We start from the raw sequence: 18,616 nt of genomic DNA, 5'->3' as shown, positions 1-18,616 counted from the left end.
GAAAACGACCTCTAAAACGTGTTGCACAAGGCCGTGAGCAGGGCATCTCCCTTGTATCCGTGGGGTGTTGAGGGCTGTTCCGTTGCGGGTGGAGACGTTCACGGGTCTGCGGACGAAGCAGTTCGAGCGGTTGTTGAAGGTGGTGCGGGAGCGGGGTGGCGACGGGCCGCGGATCGGGCGGCCATGGTGTCTGCCGCTTGCCGACCGGGTGCTGGTGGTGGCGGTCTACTACCGGACAAACCTCACCATGCGGCAGCTCGCGCCACTGTTCGGCATCTCGCCCGCCACGGTGTGCAGGGTCATCCAGCGGCTGCGGCCCCTCCTCGCGCTCGAGCCGGCCACACGTCCGCCGTTCCCGTCCGGGTTGGACTCCGCGCCGGTCAAGCCTTCGAAGGATTGGCCGGACGGGGACCGATTGTCCTGGTCGGTATAGAGGAATCCGAGCATGTTGTCGAAGGAACGGTTCTCCAGCATGAGGACCACGAGGTTGTCCATCTGGCGCAGAAGTGTGGGGTCGGATGTCATCTGGTGCCTCCGCAGATCGCGCGGACTGCCGGCGCCGCCCACCGCCGGGGCGGCGGGCCCCGTTAACCAACGTAGGACAGAGCCCCCCGGCAGGCCGGAAAGGCCGCACCACGCCAGGGAACGGTATGCACTACGGACAGTCCCGCCGGCGTCTGCGCAATCGTCCCCCCGCGCGTCATCGACGCTCTGGCGCAATTCGACAATCCCGAGCTGCGGGGGGTAGGCCTTCGCGCCAGGTATCAGACCGACAGCACCAGCTGTGTCTCAGTCCGCGGCCGCGAATGAGCCGGCCCGAGGTCAGTCGCAGCGCACCCGCCGCCGTGGGTCCCACGTTGGTGACGGCGACGAGCGTAGCCGCCCGTGGTCGGCTGATGGTCGGGATGGCAGGATGTGCCGCCGGGGCTGTCTACTCGCCGTCGGACTCCTGCTGTGGGGGGCCGAAAGGTTCGATCGGTGGGTTGGCGTAGGGGCCCTTGGCGCCCGCAGCTCCCTGGACGCGGTCGGCGGCAGCCTGGGTGACCAGCAGCGCGTAGCTTCCGTCGCGGAGGTCGACGAGACCGTACTCGGTGTCGACCTCGTCCGGGGTGAGCCCGAGCCGACGCATGGCAGCGTCGAGTGTGGCCCCCGACGGGAGCTCGATGGTGATGAGCAGGCTGGGGCGGTCGGGGGCCATGTCTCTCCTGGTCGCGTCAGCTGCCGCCGGTGCGGCCGTTCTTCTGGCGGCGGTGCAGGGCGTCCATGATGCCCGGCACGTTGACCACGCCGTACCCGTAGTCGTAGTCGAACCCTGCGGCACCGCGGTCGTCGGCGGTGCGCCGCAGGAGGGTCCGCAGCTCGCCGGGGCTGATGGAGGCGGCGGACCACTGGGTGCGGATGGCGGCGACCACGCCTGCGGCCACGGGGCAGGCGGCCGAGGTGCCGCTGTCCGGCGTACCCGGACCGAATGCCTCCGAGCCGCTGAAATGCGTGAAGGCGCAGATGTCGGGTTTGCGTTGGCTGAGCCGGCCCGGTCCCTGAGAGGAGTAGCCGACCCGGTCGCGTTGGGTGTTGACACCGCCGATGCACAGGACGCGAGGGTGGGAGTTGGCTCCGCCGATCGGCCGGTCGGTGGAAGTGCAACGGGCGTCGGGGCACTCCCGGCCGCAGTTGCCAGCCGCGAATACGATGTCGGCTCCCGCCTGTTCCAGGGCGGTGACCAACAAGTTGAACGGGTGGGCCGGGTTGTCCGAGTAGTTCCCCGGGTGGCCAGGGGGGAAGTCCCACTGGGGAGAGAAAGAGCCCCAGCTGTTGCTGACCACCAGCTTCCTTTGCTCCTGCGGCATTGTCTCAAGGAAGCTGAGCAGGTGGGAGTATCCGGCGAGGGCGTCCGACAGCAGCCCCTCCATGACGGTTCTACCCTGCCGCTGCGAGCGAAGGACGGGCAGGTCGAGCAAGGTTGCGTCAGGTGCGGCGATGAGCGTGTCGAAGGCGCACATGCTGCCGTGGGCAACCGGGAACTGACCCGGCCGGCCGGTCACTCCCGGTGGGACCCAGCTGTTCTGCGCGTCCAGGGAGATCGCGAGGCCGTCGCGCTTGTCGCTCACGAATTCGAGGTTGATGCCGGTGTCGACGATCGCCAGCGGAACGCGGGTACCGTTCAGACTGTCCGACTTCAGCTCGGCGAAGAACCCCGCGACTTCCCGCCAGTCGCCGACCGGCGGATCTCCGCCGCAGGTGGGGGTGGATTCGATGACCGAGTCGGCAGCGAGTTGGAGGACGTCGGGGCGGGCGACGGTCAGCATGGCGATGCGCCTGGCGTTGTCGAAGTCGTGGATCTGTCCACGGACCAGGACTCCGGCATGCTCAGGCGCCATCGAGAAGGTGAGCGGTTGCTCCAGGGAAAGCGGGTCACCGCCGGGCACGGCGGGCATCGGCTTGGGGATCGGCACCGGTGTGTAGTCGTGATCCAGCTCGACCCCGGGCAGTTCCCCCGCGACATCGCGGGGCAACACGGTGCGCGCAGGGTCGATGACCGCGGCCACCAGATCGGGCTCCGGCTTCATATGGATGAGAACGCGCATGCGTCTCCTCAAGACAGTGCAGGCCACGCGGTCGGCACGTGCTTGGACGCCGTTACCGGGCGGCGGGCGGGATGCGAGGACGGTCCACGGCTGCTCATGCAGGCCGATACGCCGCAAACTTCACCTCACCATGCTGACCGTGGATCCGCTGCTCCACACTTCCGGACCACCATCCGGGTGTCGAACGGACCCCCGGGTCCTGGCAGGCCGCGGCGACGTGAATGCGCCCGGCGCGCGCCCGGGCGCGCGCGGAGCAACGCATCCGGTACCCGCTCCTATCGCCCACGGCAATGGAATCGACAGGCCGACCGAGCCCGCGAGACGACGGCAGAGACAGCCACTCGGGTGTTCGCCGACCACCGCGAGTTGTTGCATCCAGTCGCCTACCACACGCTCGGCAGCGTCGCGGACATCGAGGACACCGGCTCGCCTGGGTGCCGAGCACGAAGCCATCGACAAAGTGGGGTCGGCTGGCAGATCCTCGAACAGACCGTCGCCGCAGGCCACGAGGTCACAGCGGTCGTACGGAACCGGGGGAAGCCGTCCGCGCCGGTGCGCACCGTCACCGCCGACCTGGCCACCGCGGACCCGGCTGCCCTGAAGTCGCGGTGGCGGGGGCTGACGCGTTCCTCTCCGGCCACGGTGCCCGGTCCAAGGCCGAGGCGCGGCTCGCGCTGGCGGGACACGCAGGCCGACGTCGCGGTGATGAAGGCTGCGGACGTACGACGCATCGCCTTGGTCAGCGCCGGCCTGTTCGGTACCGTGCCATCACCGGCCCATCGGCGGGGGTGACCGCGCCGCGTGGGCGGTGGCGGTATCACCGCATCTGATGGTGGCAATGGCCGCTTGCGGCACTGGTTCGCCACACATCGCTTTTCGTAGCACACTGGGGAGCAGAAGCGCTTATCAGTCAGGACCTTTGCCGCCCCGACACCCGCACCGGGTAGCGGCAGCGATGCTCTGGCGGCAGTTGGTCACGACTTTTCGCTGCCGCATTCGCACCTGGTGTCAGACGCAAGGAGCCTGCAATGGCCGATTTGTGGCTGCCCGGCGCTGTCAGAGCCGATCTCGGGGACCATGCCCCGTGCGACTCCGTCTTTCCAGCGAAGGCGATCGCGCACATCACCGCGGACCGCGAGGCCACCGCTGGGGCCCCGCAAGACCTCGTACCGTTCGCTTCCCTCAAGAATTTCTTCACCAGCAGCGGTAAGGAACTGGCTCCGCACATCCTGTGGGATCCCTTCACCGGTGCGTTCGCCCAGTTCTTCCCCGCAACATCCCGTAGCAAGTCGCTCAGGGATCTGTCCGGCGGCACGCGCACCAACCGCGCCGGCAAGGTCGTCATCCAGATCGAGGCCCTTTTCTTCCCGCACTGCCGCCTCAACGGCAAGGTGTTCGCGAAGCTCACGGACACCCCGTGCAAGGGCTGGGCCGAGCTGAACGCGTGGGTGCGCTCCTGGGGCGTTCCGGACAACTGGCCCATGGGCCGTCCGACCGATTTCACCGCGCACCGCTCTGCGAATGTATGGCAGTCCCAGGGCGGCTGGTACGCGCACGCGCACGTCCCTGAGAACGACCACGTCGACCCCGGCTCATGGCCGACATACGTGGAGGCCCGGCACCCCGTCGGTGCCGGAGCTCCGGCCCATCACCGCCCCTGAACCCGAGCCGTTACTCGGTAGGACTCTTCTTCTTGGTTCCGTGCCGGCGTCGAAACCGGCACTCACCGCCGTGAGGCTGTGACACGTCGGCACTGAACCAGCCATACATACCAGCCAGCGAGGAGGCAGGCGCCATGGTGACGCTCGCCAACGTCCAGTTCGGAAAGACAAACGAGGACGTTCGCACCGTCCAGCGCGCTCTGATCGCGCGGGGGCGCAGCATTCCGGCCGGAGCCACGGGTCACTTCGATGAGCAGACCAAGGCCGCGTACGCCGCCGAGCAGCGCGCTCAGGGCTTCCACGGAAACGACGCGGACGGCATCCCCGGCTGCGCAACGCTCACCCAACTCGGGCGCCTTGAAGGTTTCACTGTGGATTGCCACGGCATTGCGCCCACCAGGAACACACCGGGCAGGCTCAGCCTGGCACAGGTGACTTACCACGACCCGAACAACGGTGTGGGCAAGGCCGCGATGGAGGGTTACGCCCGGACGGCGTGCTCTCTGACCGGCATGGACACCGAATTCGGAATCCCGGCGCTGGTCACCATTTCGCTGAGGGAGTCCTCCTATAACGCCCCCGGCCACCGAATCAACACTAGAGACGGCAACAACCGCGGACCGATCGTGGCCGACGGCCACCGGCAGAACTGCTCCCGCGGCGCGATGCAGGTCATTCCGCCGACCTTCGCGGAGCACCACCAGGCCGGTACGGCGACGACGCCGTATGACGTGGTCGCCGACATGTGCGCCGCGATCAACTATGTGCGCAGCCGTTACCGCGTCAACAATTCCGGCTCGAACTTCGCCGCCCGCGTCCAGCAAGCCGACCCCCACCGGCCGCCCCACCCGTACTGAACGACGAACACCAGTGCTTGACGGCGGCGACGCCAGGGCCGGCTGCGGTGTAGGCCAGGTCGGCGGGTGCCGGGATCCGCAGCCGGCGCAGGTAGCGACGATGCGGTGGCAGCGGTGGCGCCGGACCGCGGCCAGGCCGTGGGTGCGGCCCGGCAGCGGTGGCGAGACCCACATCAACTCGTCCGCAGGCTCGGTGGGGGGCAACAAGCTTGGTCGCACGGTTGGTTCCGTCGCACGTGGCATCGCCGTGTCGGATGGGCGTAGAACTGGAGCACCCGTCAAGAGCCGGCCAACTGACCCCGGGGGGACTTGTCGGCCCCGAATCGGCCTGCCGTCGGCCCGACGGCTCGTTGCGGCGATTGCCGGACATCCGGGTCCGCCGACGCCGCAGCGAGAGAGGCCCACGGGCGCTGGCGACCGTCGCTCACGGCGGTGATCCCCCTCTGGTCGTAACGTGAAGTCGCCAGCGACCAGGCGAGGTTGCCCGCCATCAGATGGCCCATACCCTCCACGTAGTGGTCAACGTACCGCCGGGCCTCCGCGGACATACCCCGTGCCGCGAGGGATGCTGGAAGTGCTGCGGCGAGCTGCCCAAAGCGGGCCGTCCGGGCGTTTGCGAGGCCCGCGACGTACGCAACGGACTCGTCCAGGCCGCAGCCCTTCTCCTCGCGGGTGACGAGAACACTGTTGTTCACGTCCCCGACTGCCATCTCCTTCACGAGGGAGACGATGTCGTTGACGAAGATGACCACGTCGCCGGTGATCTCGCGCATCTCGCGCAGCGGGGCGGAGTCGTGCAGGCTGTTCGGCAGGCTGTAGGCCCCGCACCGCTCGGTGAAGTCGAGGCAGGGCTGCACCCCTATGGAGTTGCGCCGCGTCGCGAGGTACTGCTCCAGCGAGGTGAGACGATCGCCGGTGCGGTTGCGCGCCTCCTCCTGGTGGGAGGTCAGGTAGGCGCTCCAGTGGCGGCGGAACCGACGTCGCCAGTCGTCCGGGGCGTCGGCGGTGGCGCGGTGCCAGATGTCGTGGAAGGCCCGCACAAGCGGCGGATCCGCGGGTCCGGGGGCCCACCGCGGGGCGTCCGCCGACATGGTGCGCACCAGGCTCTCCACGAGCGCCTCGACCGCTTCGGGCCGCTTGCCCAGCCGACCGTCGAACTGGTCATCGAAGATGAAGAACCAGGCGTTGAAGTCGGCGGCGAGCTCCAGGTCCCGGCCTCCGGCGTCGGGATAGAAGTACGCCATCAGCCGCTCGAGTCGCAGCGTGTCGTACTCTCCGGTGGCGGCGTCCGTCAGCAGACCCATCTCCTGTACCCACAGAAGGCTGTGCCGCCGCGCCCGCTCGGCGTGCGGGCTCAGACGGGCCGGGAACGGGATCCTGACCGCGGCCGCGCGCCGCGTCGGATCGTGTGGAGCCAGGTCACGGCCAGAAGCCGTCATGTCTGCCATACGTACCCCTGGGTGTCGCGGTGTCATGGTGTGTCCGACCGGTACGGTGCCGCCCTCCGACGTTCCCACTCCACCCCGCAGGCTAGGCGCGGTTTGTCCGCTCGGTGAGCGGGCGAGACGGGTGCCCTGGGGCCCGTTGGCGGCGCACGCTACGGCTCACGCGCCCCCCTTGCGAGGTGCGCAGCACAATGATGAAGACGGAACAGCAACACAGCCTGAAACATCATGAAATCGAATCTTCTTTCCGGTAGGCGCATTCGCGGAACCCTGATGGCCCGCGCGGGCGTACGCTTCGCCCGCCAAGGGGATTCACATATCGCGCACGGTCAAAGGAGCAGACGTGGCCTACATCGGAGACCGGCCAGGGCAGCCATCCCGACTGCTGCTGGAACGCGACGCCGAACTCGCTGCTCTCGACACCCTGCTGACGGAACTGACCGGTACGTCCGGCACCGCGCCAGGCTCCGGCGCGCTGCTCGCCTTCGCCGGGCCGGCCGGACTAGGCAAGACCTCGCTCCTGGCCGAGGTGCGCAGAAGAGCGGTGGCCCGCGGCTGTACAGTGCTCTCCGCCCGAGGGGGAGAACAGGAGCAGGGCGTCGCGTTCCACATCGTTCGCCAGCTCATCCAGCCAATGCTTGCGACCGGCACCGACGAGGAACATCGCAGGATGCTCGGAAGCTGGCACGACATCGTCGCCCCCGCGCTGGGCCTGGTGGCAGACACCAGAGGCAGCAGCCCGGACCCTCAGGGCGTGCGCGACGGCCTGGACTGGATCGCCACCCGCTTCGCCGTGCAGCAGGCACCTCTCGTGGTGTTACTCGACGACGCGCACTGGGCCGACACCGAGTCCCTCACCTGGCTCACTGCCTTCGCACCACGGGTCACCAAGCTGCCGCTGCTACTCGTCGTTGCATACCGTCCGGACGAACTCCCCGTGGACGCCGCGGCCTTCGGCAAGCTCGTCGAACGCCACGGAACACGCCCCTTCCATCTCGTACCGCTCACCCCTGGTGGGGTCAGCCGCATCGTCCGCAACACTCTGGGAGAGGAGGCCGACGAGGCGTTCTGCCGCGAGACCTGGGCCGTCACCGGAGGCAACCCCTTCGAGACGGTCGAGCTCGCCGCCAAGGTCGCTGCCCGCGGCCTCAAGCCCCAGATAGCCCACGTAGCAGAACTGCGCGAGCTCGCCTCCGCCGTGAAGGGCAGCGGGATCGTCGAGAGGCTGGAGCGGCTCGGCACCTCCACCGTCCGGTTCGCCTGGGGCGCCGCCGTGCTGGGCGCCGAAGCCACCCGCAGCCTGGCCGCGAGTGTCGGCGGCCTGGGCGAGGCCGAGTCCGCCGACGCCATCTCACTACTGCGCGAGGCCCGCATCCTTGCCGACCCGGCTCCCGAAGCCTCGGAAGACGACCATCTGGAGTTCTTTCACCCGCTCATCGCCACGGCTGTCTACCGGGCCATTCCCGCCGCGTTCCGCGTCGCCATGCATGGCCAGACCGCTGCCGTCGTCTCCAGCGCGGGACTGGGGGCTGCCGTCACCGCACGGCACCTGCTGGAGATGCACCCGGAAAGTGACCCCTGGGTCGTGCAGCAACTCCGGGAGGCCGCCCGCGAATACCTGAGGGCGGGCGCCCCTGAGGCCGCCCGGCGCTGTCTGGCCCGTGCGCTGCGCGAGCCGCCCGCCCTGGACGAGCGGGCCAGCGTCCTGTTCGAGCTCGGCTGCTCGGCGCTGCTGACCGAACCGACGACCACGGTCAACCATCTACGGGCCGCACTGGACGAGCCTGTCCTCCCTCCTGCGCTCCGAGAGGCGATCATCTACCGGCTCGCACAGGCCCTCGGCCACTCGGACCGGATGGCCGAGGCCGCCGAGACCGTCGCGGAGGCCGCCCGGTCGGCCACCGACACCCGCACCCGCCTGCACATGCAGGCCGAGCAGTTCATGTGGAACGCTTTCAGAGCCGACGAAGAAGACTCACCCGCCCGTTCACGCAAACTGGCCCGGCTGGCCGAGCACTTGACGGGCCGCGACACCGCAGAGCGGTACATCCTCGGACTGCGAGCCTGGGACGCCATGGTGCGCGGTGAACCCGCCGCCACCGCACTCCACTGGGCCGAGGAGGCCCTCGGTGACGGCCTCTCCTGGACCGACGAACACTGGGGTTTCGAGGTCCCTGTCCTGGTCGCCATGACCTTCGTGTACTGCGACCAGCCCGGACGCGCCGAGGAACTCTTCGGCAAAGGCATCGCCGAATGCGAGAGCAAGGGCTGGCGCGGTGCCCACCTGTCCTTCGGCTACACCCTGCTCGGCTACATCCGCTACCGCCGCGGGCGTCTCGACGAAGCCGAGACGCTGGTCCGCGGCGGACTGAAAATCGCGGACCGGGTCGGCCACCAGGTGCCCGCACAGTACTTCGCGATCGGCATCCTCATCGAGATCCTGCTGGCCCGGGGCCGCACCACCGAAGCCGAGGAGCTCGCCACCTCCTACGGCTACGGCGACATCGTGCCCAGCGCCGTGGTGTACCCGGACTCCCAAACCGTCCACAGCGAGCTACTGCTCGCGCTCGGCATGCGCCGTGAGGCCGAGCTGAAGCTCAAAGGGGTGGGAAGCCGGCTCGAATCGCGCGGCATACGCAACCCCGCCTGGTGCCCCTGGCAGCTCCATCTCGCGCAGGCCCTGAGGAGCACCGACCCGGAGCAGGCCCTCAAGCTCGCCTCCACCGCTGTCGAGCGGGCCCGCAGGTTCGGCACGCAGTCCGCCATCGGTCAGGCCCTGAACGCCCTGGCCGCGGTGTCCCCCACCCCAGAGCGAACCGCCATCCTGGGAGACGCAGTCGCCCATCTCGAACGCTCGCCGTCCGGCTACGACCTGGCGTGCGCACTGGTGGACCACGGCATCGCCCTGCGTCGCGCCGGGCTGACGCAGGATGCCGCCAGACAGCTCCGCCGCGGACTCGAGGGCGCGGTAAACTGCGGCGCGGACACCCTCGCGGCCCGGGCTCGCGACGAACTCGACGCGGTCGGCCTCTGGCCCCTGCAGTCCGACGCCGTTGCCACGGACTCCCTCACCGCACAGGAACGTCAGATGGCCGAGTGGGTGGCACACGGCTGGTCAACCGCCCGCATGGCCAAGGCCCTCGGCCTCGAGCCCCTCGATGTGACCCGGCTGCTGTCTGGCATCTGCCTCAAGACCGGATTCGACCACGCGGGCCTGGTACGGCTGGTCTTAGGGCAGCCTGACGGTAAACCACCGATGTGCCCCGGGTCTGATGGAGTCACCTTCCTGGACAGGTGATGCACCAGCTCATCTTCGGCGACAACGCCCCCGCCGGCTTGCTCAACCTACTCACCGGCCAAGAGCCGACCGAGTGAGCAGGGCCCACAGATCCGCGATCGTGAGCCGCAGGCGTCGGTCTGGCCGCCCCCACGGCCAGTACCCGCACGGACAAGCCGCTGCTGACGTTGAAGGGGTGAAGCGGCCGGACGGCGCCGACTACGACGACGCTCCGCCCATGGCCAGCGCGGTTCGCGCCAGCCCGCGCAGCCAGGCGTGGGCATGGTCGGTGTCGTAGCGCTGATGCCACGACAGGTATATCGGTGCCGACGGCAGTTCGAGCGGGAGGGGGAGCACGACCAGGCCGAGGTCGGCGACCGCTGACCGTGTGGTGGCTTCGGGGACGCTGATCAGGAGATCGGAGCCGCGCGCGAACTCCAGCGCGGCCGCTTCCGTGGGCGCGGTAGCCACCACGCGGCGGGTGAGGCCGAGCCGCGCGAGAGCGTCGTCGAGGGCATTGCTGAGGTTTCCACGTCGCGAGACGGTGACGTGCTCAGCGGCGGCGTACCGCTTTGCGGTGACGGTCCTGATGCGGGTGAGGGGGTGCCCCTGCCTCACGACGATGACGAGGCGGGTCTCGCCCACGTTCTCGGCACGGATGTCCGGTGCGCTCGGGCGGTTGGCGTTCGCCTCCAGGTCCACCTCGCCGCGCCGCAACTCGGGGGTGTCGATGCTGGATTCCGCGACGAAGCGCAATCGCACACCCGGCGCCTCCTCACGCACGGCCGCGAGCAGTGCGGGGCCGCTCAAGGCGACCAGGGAATCGTGCCAGCGGAGTGTGAAAGTGCGCTCCAACGCTGCCAGATCGAGTTCACGGCTCGGTGCCAGCACCCCTTGGACCTGGTGCAGCAGCTCGTGCACCTGTTCCCGGACGGCGATCGCGTACGGCGTCGGAGTCATCGTGCGGCCGGTGCGCACCAGGATCTGGTCCCCGGTCGTGCGCCGGATTCGGCCCAGACTCCGACTCATCGCGGGGGCCGTGACATGCATGCGTGCGGCCGCCCCCGCCACACTTCCCTCCTCCAGCAGTGCGTCGAGCGCAGCCAGCAGGTTCAAATCCAATTGCATGCGAGTAATCCTAGCCGTGCTTTACATGCAGTTGAGGTTAATCAAGGGGCTGTATACCTTCGAGACCAGAGCGCTGAACAGAGCGCGCAGTTCGGCCCGAACGGCCCCATCCCCTCCTTCTCAAAAGGGAGTTCACCATGTCCGAAAGGCTTCAGACCACTGACGTCGCCGCCTCCGACGCCGACCTGCTCGGCCAGACCGCGATCGCCGTGCGCGCGGCCGGTTCGGCGCTGCACGAGCGCTTCGGCGGGGTGGTCCGCTACCAGAGCCGCGAAGAGCTGATGCGCGCGCTCGCCGACAACGACGACACGGCCCTCGACATCCTGCGCCCCCGCCTCACGCGCCTGCGCCCGGACGCCGGCTGGGTGGAGGACGAACTGGACGGCGGGGCGCTGCCGCCCGGCGAATGGTGGGTCGTGGATCCGGCCGAAGGCAACGTCAACCATCTTCACGCCCTGCCGGAGTGGGCGGTGACCGCCACCCTCGTGCGTGAGAACCATCCGGTGCTCACCGCGGTCCACCTGCCGTTGACCGGCGAGACCTACACCGCGCTCACCGGCGCGGGCGCCTACCTCGACGGCCGACCGCTGCACGTCTCCCAGACCACGGACCTCGGCCTGAGCATCGTGGCCACCAGCCAGGCCCGGCCGGACGAGGACGAGAAGGTCGTGCGGCGCGTCGGCTCCTCGATCACCGCCATGCTCTTCGACGCGCTCGTCGTCCGCACCGCCGTGCCCGCGACCCTGCACCTGCTGAACGTGGCCGCCGGCCGGATCGACGCCTTCTGGCAGTTCGCCGGCGCCCGCGCGGACCTGCTTCCCGGGGCGCTGCTCGTCACCGAGGCCGGCGGACAGACCTCCGACGCCGAGGGCCGCCCCTGGACCCCGCAGAGCGAAAGTTTCCTGGCCGCCGCGCCCGGCGTCCACGCCGAGGCCGTCGCCACGCTCTCACGCTGACCGGGCACCACGACCTGCACGCACGGAAGGACCAGATCAGCATGACCACGATCGCAATTCTCGGAAACGGCCGCGTCGGCGGCAGTCTGGCCACAGCCCTCACCCAGGCAGGGCATGAGGTGACCGTGGCGGACCGCACGCCGGGCGCCGCCACCGACGCTGCCCGGACAGCCCAGATCGTCATCAACGCCACCCCGGGAGCCGGGTCTCTCGACCGGCTCGTCGCCCTGCGCGAGGAACTGCGCGACAAGATCCTCGTCGACGTCTCCAACGCCACCGTCGACGGACCGGACGGACTGCCTGCCCACCTGATCTACCCCGGCTCAAGCCTCGCCGAGCAACTCCAGGAAGCGCTCCCCGAAACGCGCGTCGTCAAGACACTCAACACCATGCTCTTCCCGGTGATGACCGCGCCAGCCACGCTCACCCAGGCGCCCGACGCCTTCCTCTCCGGCGACGACCCGCAGGCCAAGCAGACCGTCCGTGAACTGCTCATCAACCTCGGCTGGCGCAAGGAGTGGATCACTGATCTCGGCGGGATCCAAACCGCCCGCGCCACGGAAGCCGCGATACTGTTCGTACCGCACGTGATTCGGTCCAGCGGATTCGCGCCCTTCGCGATCTCGATCGCCCGCTGATCCGCACACAGTGCACCGCCCCCGCCGGGCCCACATCCAGAACAGATACGCCGCCGACCGCCGGCCATCGAGCGACCGGCCCGGGCTGTGCTCAGCCCGGTGGGCTGTTGAGCTGGGCCATGAGCTCACAGTTGGCCGCCCGGGCGGCGGCGAGCTCGTCGCCTTGGTCGAACAGCGATGTGGGCCAGAGGAGTTCGAAGTTACTCAGGTCCAGCCTCACCACACCATCATCACCTATCGGGGTGAGTTGGCCCCGAGCGATGGGCTCCCGTCTCAGTCCTGGATGAGCTGCTGGAACTGCGGGCATCCGACGGCATGCCATTCCCTGACGAAGATCTCCCCGTCAACGACCACGACCTCGGCGTGCCACGGCAGGCAGTCGTGGCATGCATGGATCTCGTACGAGTTGCCGTCGTCGTCGAACGCCCTGAGATCGACGGAACCGACCGGCGCTCGGTAGGTAACGTCCTGCTGGGGATCCGGGCCTTCTGCGATGAGAGCCAGTATCTACGCGAGCTATTGCTCGGACGGCCCTTCGGGGCCGGGATCGCGTGCAGGGATATCACTGCGGCAGTCCTTGCATTCGACGGTCTGGGGCAGCGTCGTGAAGCGGATCCCGGAGATGCCGTAGGAGCCCTCGATGCGGTAGCTGTGGCAGACAGGGCAGGGTGTGGCCTGGAAGTCGTTGTCGAGCGCAGGCATCAGCCACGTTTCACGTCGCTGTCACCGGCTTCGATCAGTGTGTCGACGCTTCCTCACCCTGCGGCAGGGACGGAAGCAGTGCCGACGGAATCCGCTGAGGTGCCGAGATCGCCATATCCCCATCATGGCCGATGGCACTGACAATGCATGCTCGCGCGCTTATAAGGGCTTTACCAGGGCGATTACTCGTTGGTGCTCCAGGAGCGCAGACGGTCGGCGACTTCATAGGAGTCCACGCGCAGGGCGCGGATGTCGTAGATCAGTTCTCGCCATAGCTCGAACTTTGTGTCGATGCGTTGTCCGGAGGCCTCCAGATAGGCGACAGCGACGCCGTAGCCGAACACCTCGTTGCGGGCCGGGAGAGGGCGGAGCAACACGCACTCCTCCAGAAGCACGGCGGCCCGCCAGAAGGCGTCAGGGTGCTGGTCATGCCGGGGCGGGTCCACCCGGTGACGGGCCGCCATGCCGACCAGGACGGAAAAGTCGTTCACGGTCAGGTCGTCCGGTAGGAGCTCTTCCTGGCGCTCCAAGAACCACCGGTAGTCGACGTACAGCTCGGGACCAGGCACAGGTCAGGCCGCCCGCGGGGTGTCGCGCGGTACCGTCGGAAGTCCGCCGAACTCCGCGTCGAAGGCTTCCATGAGGCCGGGCTCGTTGATCACACGTCGGAAGGCCGCGGTTGCCGTATCCAGGCGGCGCGCCGTTTCTTCCCGCCGGGCGAGGTCGGCGAGGTAGTCCTTCATGGACATTCCGCGGTCGTCGGCCAGGGCCTTGAAGAGGTCACGCGTTTCGTCGTCGATCTTGACGCTGGTATCTGCCATACCTCAGAGTATGCCGCTCGGCATACCTGGTCCGCTACCCGACCACTGTTCTGAGACTGAGCGCTTCACCTGGCCCGTGAGCGCTGTGGTTGGCCCTTTTGCGCGGGGTTGTTGGCCCGCAGGGTAGCGGTCGGCTCTCCCACCTGCGGGATAGAGCCGGTCCGGTGAGAGGGCCGCGCGGCGTGCCTGCACGGCGGGTTTGGGCGCGTTTTTCGAAAGTTCTGGTCGGAGCTGCCGCACGCGACATTGACAAGCTCGCCTGTTGTCTCTGGCGACAGGAGCGGGACAAAAGTGGCATGCCCACGCTTCTGCAGGCTCGCGGACGCCGTCGAGGGCCTCGACCCGGGGTTCCGGCGAGACCCGCATCGACTGGCCGCGCCGCGTGAGCCCTGCTAGACCGGAGACGAGGGAGGTGTGCATGCCTCGTGGTGTCGTCAGGGGGTTGGCCGCGCTCCTTGCGGCAGTGACAGTCCCGCTCGCCGTATGCGCGCTGCTGCTCCCCGTCCGAGCCATCCTGTCCCAGAACAACGTGGCCCTGATCCTGATGTTGGTCGTCGCGACGGTGGCTGCCCTCAGCTACCGCTGGGTCGCGGTCCTGACGGCCCTGTCCGCCGCCGTGTGGTTCGCCTTCTTCTTCACCGCTCCGTACGGAACCTTCATCCGCTTCAACCGCGCGGCCGACATCGTCACCGCCGGGCTGCTGCTCGGCGTCGGCCTTGCGGTCTCTCAGCTGGCTCGCCGCTACTCCCGTGAGCGCGCCATCGCCACCACCTTGCAGCGCAGCCTGCTGCCCCGTGTGCTGCCGGACACCTGTGCCGTCCGGGCGGCGTGCCGCTACGTCCCGGCCGAGGCCGAGGTCGGTGGGGACTGGTTCGACGTGATCCCTCTCCCGGGCTTCCGCACCGCCCTGGTGGTCGGGGACGTGGTCGGCCACGGCCTGCGCTCCGCGGTCACCATGGGGCGGCTGCGCACCGCGGTCCTCAATTTCTCCACCCTCGACCAGCCCCCGGACGAACTACTGGCTCGCCTCGACGACGTGGTCAAGCAAATGGACGCCGAAGCGGGCGCCGGCCAAGAGGGGACCATCGCGGCCACGTGCCTGTATGCGATCTACGACCCGGTCGCCGGTAGCTGCACGATGGCAAGGGCCGGTCATTTCCCGCCCGCCATCGTCCGTCCAGACGGCCGCGTGGAGATTATCGACCTGCCCGAAGGACCGCCGCTCGGCGTCGGCGGTCTGCGCTTCGAGGCCGTCGAGCAACAGCTGCCGGATAACACCCAGCTCGTGCTCTACACCGACGGGCTCATCAAGAACCGTTACCGCGATGTCGGGGCCGGCCTGAAGCTGCTGTGCGACACGCTCTCCGGTGCGGGGCTCGACCCGGAGGAGACGTGCCAGAAGGTCCTGGAGGCAGTGCTCCCCGCCCGGCCAGTCGATGACGTCGCTCTCCTGATCGCCCGCACCCGTACGTTTCCGCAAAACCAAATCGCCGACTGGGACATCCCGGCCTCTCCTGCCGCAGTGCCCGCCCTGCGCGCCGAGGTGTCCGCGAAGCTGGCCGACTGGAACCTGGAGGAGACGGCATCCACTACCAAACTGATCCTCAGCGAGCTGGTCACCAACGCCATCCGCTACGGGACACCCCCTGCCCACCTGCGCCTTCTGCTCGATACCAGCCTGGTGGTGGAGGTCAGCGACCGCAGCAGCACCTCCCCGCACCTGCGCTACGCAACGGACACGGACGAAGGCGGCCGCGGAATCTTCATCGTCGCCCAGCTCGCCGCGCGGTGGGGAGCCCGCTTCACCCCCACCGGGAAGATCGTCTGGGCCGAGCAGCCGGCCCCATCACTTCCCGTCGCCCCCGACCTGGCACCGGCCGCGTGACCGGACTGGACCGCCCGAAGCCCTCGACGTACATGCCGATTGGCACCTCGGGCGGTACCCGGCGCACCGTCGCTGAGCAGTGAAAGAGCGGTCGGCAACTGTCGTCGTCTGTCGTCGTTGGCCACTCTCGGACGGCCCACAGACGGCCCAGCGCTCTCACGCCCACGGAGGTCGACGGAGCACCTGTTTGGAAGACGACGTATGTGGCCTCTGGCCGACCTGCCGAGACTCCGACCTGGACAGAGCGCAGCCGAGCCTGTCGTTCCCTGTGGTTCCCCGCTGCGTCCCCTCGGAATGGGCACTGAGTGGGTACGACGGTTCACCCGATACCTTCGACAGGGTTGAGGTCGGGTGCGTAGGACGGCAGGAGCTGGAGGTAGCAGACGGAGCTGCACCGACTGCAGCAGCCTGGCCCGCCTCCACCGCCCGGTGAAGGCGGATGGCCAGACCGACGATCCGAGAGCCCACTCGCCGGCATGACCGAGCCTCGCGTCGGACGGCCGTGTGAATGGGCGTCATGGGCGTCGATATGCCCAGCAGCCCACATCTCACGGGGTCCCGCCGGTCTCTTGGGAAATCTCCTGTCAGAGCCTTGTCCCCCGGCGCCTAGAACGGCCGGTCGCCGTGGGCGTGGGCGGCGCGCGTGAGGAAGTCGTTGAGGTTCATTCGAGTTTCTTCCTGGTCACCCGCGCAGGGCGGAGGCGAAGACGGCGGGCAGTTGGGCGGGGTTCGGCGCGGTGGTGAAGCGGGTGATGCGCTCGAGGGTGGTGCGGCCGGTGCGGTTGGTGACGAAGTACGGCGGCTTGGGGGACAGCGAGGGACAGCCGGTGAACAGGCTGCGGGGAGCGGGAGCGAAAGGGGCGCGCAGCACCGTCTTCTCGATGTCCTCGAGCATGAAGGCGTTGTTGACGAAGCCGATGCCACTGCCGATCGCCTGCCGGGTGTGGCCGGGATGGGCACCCCAGGGGGTATATCCGAGGAGGAAGTTGACGCCGGACCAGGTGTTGACGCCGATGGTGCCGTAGCGCAGTTCGCCCAGGGCCGCTTCCACCTCACCGGGCTGGGTCCTCTCGGTCCGGGGGTGCACGATCAGGGTCGCGCCCAGGGTGCCGGGGAGGACGGTGTTGGCGAAGTCGACGGCATGGCGCAGGAAGTGCGCGGGACTCTCGCCCGGCACGCGGACGACGCCCAGCGCACTAGCGAAGACCTCGCCGGTGAGCAGCATGTCGTCGTGGTCGGTGATGTCCGCGACCAGGATCCGGGAGTCGTCGCCGTGGCACTCGGCCCGCGGGTGTGCCGCCAGTACGGCCTGAAGCCGCTGATGGGCCCCGGGGTAGTAGTCCCTGCGGGCCGGCAGGGCGCGCAGCACCCGTCTGATCTCGTCCAACAACGGTTCGGTTCCCGGCCAGGAGCGCGGCAGCACCAGCACCTGGCTGGCGATGCAGTTGTGGCCGGAGTTGTTCATCTTGCTCGTGACGATGTGCTCGGCCTGGAAGCGGAAGTCCGCCTTGCTCCAGGGCCCCGGCACCACGATGCACGGGCTGACCCCGCCCAGCTCGCTCGTGAGCGGTTTGTCGGTCAGCGGGGTGTCCTCGCGGCGACGCCGCTCGGCATGTTCGTCGGTGCCCCAGACGATGGCGTCGTGGGTGCGGTCGCTGCCGGTGACGTGGATGGAGTCCACGCCGTCGTGGGTGGTGAGGTAGGTGCCTTCGGCGGGGCCTCCGTCGACGAACCGCAGCCAGCCGCGCTCGGTGAACTCGGCGAAGATCCGCTCGAAGTGCGGGCGGAGATAGGCGTTGACCGGGTTCATCTTGGCGATGACGACCTGGCCCTCGGCGTAGAGCTTGTGCAGGATGTCGCTCGCGGTGAGCGAGGCGACGTTGCCGGCTCCCAGGACCAGCGCCACGCCGGGGCGCTGCACACCACCCCTGTACCGTGCGGCCGCGCGGTGTCGTACCTGCTCGGCCGCGATCCCGGCCTGCATCCGGACCCGAGCCGAGTAGCCGCCCAGCAGCAGGCTGTCCCAGCCGGTGGCGGGAAAGACGTCCACCCAGGTGCGGGTGCCTCGCTCGCGGACCGCGCCCGCGTGCAGCGGTTCGTGGCCGGCGGCCAGGCGCCGCAGCACGTGCAGCCGCGCGGTGACCTGCTGCGCCAGCGACCACGGACCGCCGGCCCAGTCTTCTGCGGCCCACGGCGAGTCGGGGCCGTATCCCTTGGCCTGGGCGCCCGCCGCGACCATCTCGGCAGCGCCGTCGCGGATCCTGGGCATGAGCCTTTCCAGCAGGCCGATGCGTTCGGCGAGCGGCGCGCTCGCCCAGGACGGAGCGTTGTGGCGCAGCTCTCTCAGGGCGCGGTCGAGGACGGTCGTGTCGAGGGCGGGGCTGTTCACGTCACTCCTTGGCGGGGCGAACAAGCTGGTTGGGAAGGGGGACTCAGGCGTCGCGGCGCCGAACGTCGCGGTCCCGGGCGACCGGGGTGACGGTGGCCGTCCCGCCGGAAACGCGAGCGGCACGGCCACCGTGTGCAGGCAGACGGTCGGCCCGGATCGCGAGGGGTGCCGGATAAGGGGGCTGTAATCAGGACAGCGGGACGCCGGCGATCGCGATGCGCTCCATCACCCGGCGCTGTGGGTAGTAGTCGTTGACGGCGTAGTGCTGTACG

General features: G+C 68.9%; 16 protein-coding genes and 1 pseudogene. 7 read left to right on the top strand and 10 right to left on the bottom strand.

All coding sequences use genetic code 11. From position 1 onward, the window contains the following. Positions 1–55: 55 nt before the first annotated feature. Positions 56–346: pseudogene (locus tag LMU33_RS38790) on the top strand (helix-turn-helix domain-containing protein); the annotation flags it as partial. On the opposite strand, the gene LMU33_RS38785 reads toward LMU33_RS38790, so the two are convergent. The 3 genes from LMU33_RS38785 to LMU33_RS38775 form a co-directional block, all read right to left on the bottom strand. Then, entirely contained in the window at positions 229–525 is a 297-nt protein-coding gene (locus LMU33_RS38785) for a hypothetical protein (protein WP_228626492.1), read from the bottom strand. The pseudogene LMU33_RS38790 and the gene LMU33_RS38785 overlap by 118 nt on opposite strands. Before the next feature lie 406 nt (positions 526–931). After that, a complete protein-coding gene (locus LMU33_RS38780; RefSeq protein WP_228626490.1) occupies positions 932–1,198 on the bottom strand; it encodes a hypothetical protein in 267 nt (88 codons plus the stop codon). Between the two features lie 16 nt (positions 1,199–1,214). Next, positions 1,215–2,585 carry a S8 family peptidase gene (locus LMU33_RS38775; RefSeq protein WP_228626489.1) on the bottom strand — a complete coding sequence of 457 codons (1,371 nt, stop codon included), beginning with the start codon at positions 2,583–2,585 and terminating at the stop codon, positions 1,215–1,217. A 1,028-nt stretch (positions 2,586–3,613) separates the two neighbouring features. Here LMU33_RS38775 and LMU33_RS38770 point away from each other — a divergent pair. Both LMU33_RS38770 and LMU33_RS38765 read left to right on the top strand, forming a co-directional pair. Then, entirely contained in the window at positions 3,614–4,246 is a 633-nt protein-coding gene (locus LMU33_RS38770) for a hypothetical protein (protein WP_228626487.1), read from the top strand. A gap of 134 nt (positions 4,247–4,380) precedes the next feature. After that, positions 4,381–5,103 (top strand): peptidoglycan-binding protein, encoded by a 723-nt coding sequence (locus LMU33_RS38765; protein ID WP_228626485.1) that lies wholly within the window; start codon positions 4,381–4,383, stop codon positions 5,101–5,103. Between the two features lie 278 nt (positions 5,104–5,381). On the opposite strand, the gene LMU33_RS38760 is transcribed toward LMU33_RS38765, so the two are convergent. Continuing rightward, the gene (locus LMU33_RS38760; RefSeq protein WP_283844323.1) at positions 5,382–6,542 is read right to left on the bottom strand and encodes an isoafricanol synthase; all 1,161 of its coding nucleotides are present in this window, start codon (positions 6,540–6,542) and stop codon (positions 5,382–5,384) included. A 349-nt stretch (positions 6,543–6,891) separates the two neighbouring features. On the opposite strand from LMU33_RS38760, the gene LMU33_RS38755 reads away from it, so the two are divergent. Then, the gene (locus LMU33_RS38755) at positions 6,892–9,846 is read left to right on the top strand and encodes an ATP-binding protein (RefSeq protein WP_228626481.1); all 2,955 of its coding nucleotides are present in this window, start codon (positions 6,892–6,894) and stop codon (positions 9,844–9,846) included. A gap of 198 nt (positions 9,847–10,044) precedes the next feature. On the opposite strand, the gene LMU33_RS38750 is transcribed toward LMU33_RS38755, so the two are convergent. Next, positions 10,045–10,953 carry a LysR family transcriptional regulator gene (locus LMU33_RS38750; protein WP_228626479.1) on the bottom strand — a complete coding sequence of 303 codons (909 nt, stop codon included), beginning with the start codon at positions 10,951–10,953 and terminating at the stop codon, positions 10,045–10,047. 137 nt (positions 10,954–11,090) lie between these two features. Between LMU33_RS38750 and LMU33_RS38745 the strand changes: the two genes are divergently transcribed. Then, a complete protein-coding gene (locus tag LMU33_RS38745) occupies positions 11,091–11,909 on the top strand; it encodes an inositol monophosphatase family protein (protein ID WP_228626477.1) in 819 nt (272 codons plus the stop codon). Between the two features lie 41 nt (positions 11,910–11,950). Further along, complete coding sequence (locus LMU33_RS38740) at positions 11,951–12,547, top strand: NADPH-dependent F420 reductase (RefSeq protein ID WP_228626475.1); 597 nt, start codon at positions 11,951–11,953, stop codon at positions 12,545–12,547. A 91-nt stretch (positions 12,548–12,638) separates the two neighbouring features. On the opposite strand, the gene LMU33_RS41555 is transcribed toward LMU33_RS38740, so the two are convergent. The 4 genes from LMU33_RS41555 to LMU33_RS38725 form a co-directional block, all read right to left on the bottom strand. Further along, positions 12,639–12,767, bottom strand: a complete 129-nt coding sequence (locus tag LMU33_RS41555; RefSeq protein WP_283844317.1) for a hypothetical protein — start codon at positions 12,765–12,767, stop codon at positions 12,639–12,641. Positions 12,768–13,063: 296 nt separating this feature from the next. Then, positions 13,064–13,249 (bottom strand): hypothetical protein, encoded by a 186-nt coding sequence (locus LMU33_RS38735; RefSeq protein ID WP_228626473.1) that lies wholly within the window; start codon positions 13,247–13,249, stop codon positions 13,064–13,066. Between the two features lie 182 nt (positions 13,250–13,431). Then, positions 13,432–13,740 carry a toxin Doc gene (locus LMU33_RS38730; RefSeq protein WP_228626471.1) on the bottom strand — a complete coding sequence of 103 codons (309 nt, stop codon included), beginning with the start codon at positions 13,738–13,740 and terminating at the stop codon, positions 13,432–13,434. A gap of 81 nt (positions 13,741–13,821) precedes the next feature. Next, positions 13,822–14,070 carry an antitoxin MazE7 gene (locus LMU33_RS38725; RefSeq protein ID WP_228626469.1) on the bottom strand — a complete coding sequence of 83 codons (249 nt, stop codon included), beginning with the start codon at positions 14,068–14,070 and terminating at the stop codon, positions 13,822–13,824. Positions 14,071–14,488: 418 nt separating this feature from the next. On the opposite strand from LMU33_RS38725, the gene LMU33_RS38720 reads away from it, so the two are divergent. Continuing rightward, positions 14,489–15,955: an ATP-binding SpoIIE family protein phosphatase gene (locus LMU33_RS38720; protein ID WP_228626467.1), complete on the top strand. Its 1,467-nt coding sequence runs from the start codon at positions 14,489–14,491 to the stop codon at positions 15,953–15,955. Between the two features lie 682 nt (positions 15,956–16,637). On the opposite strand, the gene LMU33_RS38715 is transcribed toward LMU33_RS38720, so the two are convergent. Then, on the bottom strand, positions 16,638–18,344 hold the full coding sequence (locus LMU33_RS38715; protein WP_228626465.1) for an aldehyde dehydrogenase family protein: 1,707 nt from the start codon (positions 18,342–18,344) through the stop codon (positions 16,638–16,640). Between the last annotated feature and the right edge of the window lie 272 nt (positions 18,345–18,616).

It is taken from the genome of Streptomyces barringtoniae, assembly GCF_020819595.1.
In the GTDB taxonomy this organism is placed as follows: domain Bacteria; phylum Actinomycetota; class Actinomycetes; order Streptomycetales; family Streptomycetaceae; genus Streptomyces; species Streptomyces barringtoniae.
This window is presented reverse-complemented; position numbering and strand designations above follow the sequence as displayed.

What these genes read in the sequence shown, in the direction of transcription:
- LMU33_RS38785 (WP_228626492.1), bottom strand. Translation starts at nt 525, where the DNA reads ATGACATCCGACCCCACACTTCTGCGCCAGATGGACAACCTCGTGGTC.
- LMU33_RS38780 (WP_228626490.1), bottom strand. Translation starts at nt 1,198, where the DNA reads ATGGCCCCCGACCGCCCCAGCCTGCTCATCACCATCGAGCTCCCGTCG.
- LMU33_RS38725 (WP_228626469.1), bottom strand. Translation starts at nt 14,070, where the DNA reads ATGGCAGATACCAGCGTCAAGATCGACGACGAAACGCGTGACCTCTTC.
- LMU33_RS38735 (WP_228626473.1), bottom strand. Translation starts at nt 13,249, where the DNA reads ATGCCTGCGCTCGACAACGACTTCCAGGCCACACCCTGCCCTGTCTGC.
- LMU33_RS38720 (WP_228626467.1), top strand. Translation starts at nt 14,489, where the DNA reads ATGCCTCGTGGTGTCGTCAGGGGGTTGGCCGCGCTCCTTGCGGCAGTG.
- LMU33_RS38760 (WP_283844323.1), bottom strand. Translation starts at nt 6,542, where the DNA reads ATGACGGCTTCTGGCCGTGACCTGGCTCCACACGATCCGACGCGGCGC.
- LMU33_RS38770 (WP_228626487.1), top strand. Translation starts at nt 3,614, where the DNA reads ATGGCCGATTTGTGGCTGCCCGGCGCTGTCAGAGCCGATCTCGGGGAC.
- LMU33_RS38775 (WP_228626489.1), bottom strand. Translation starts at nt 2,585, where the DNA reads ATGCGCGTTCTCATCCATATGAAGCCGGAGCCCGATCTGGTGGCCGCG.
- LMU33_RS38765 (WP_228626485.1), top strand. Translation starts at nt 4,381, where the DNA reads ATGGTGACGCTCGCCAACGTCCAGTTCGGAAAGACAAACGAGGACGTT.
- LMU33_RS38740 (WP_228626475.1), top strand. Translation starts at nt 11,951, where the DNA reads ATGACCACGATCGCAATTCTCGGAAACGGCCGCGTCGGCGGCAGTCTG.
- LMU33_RS38750 (WP_228626479.1), bottom strand. Translation starts at nt 10,953, where the DNA reads ATGCAATTGGATTTGAACCTGCTGGCTGCGCTCGACGCACTGCTGGAG.
- LMU33_RS38745 (WP_228626477.1), top strand. Translation starts at nt 11,091, where the DNA reads ATGTCCGAAAGGCTTCAGACCACTGACGTCGCCGCCTCCGACGCCGAC.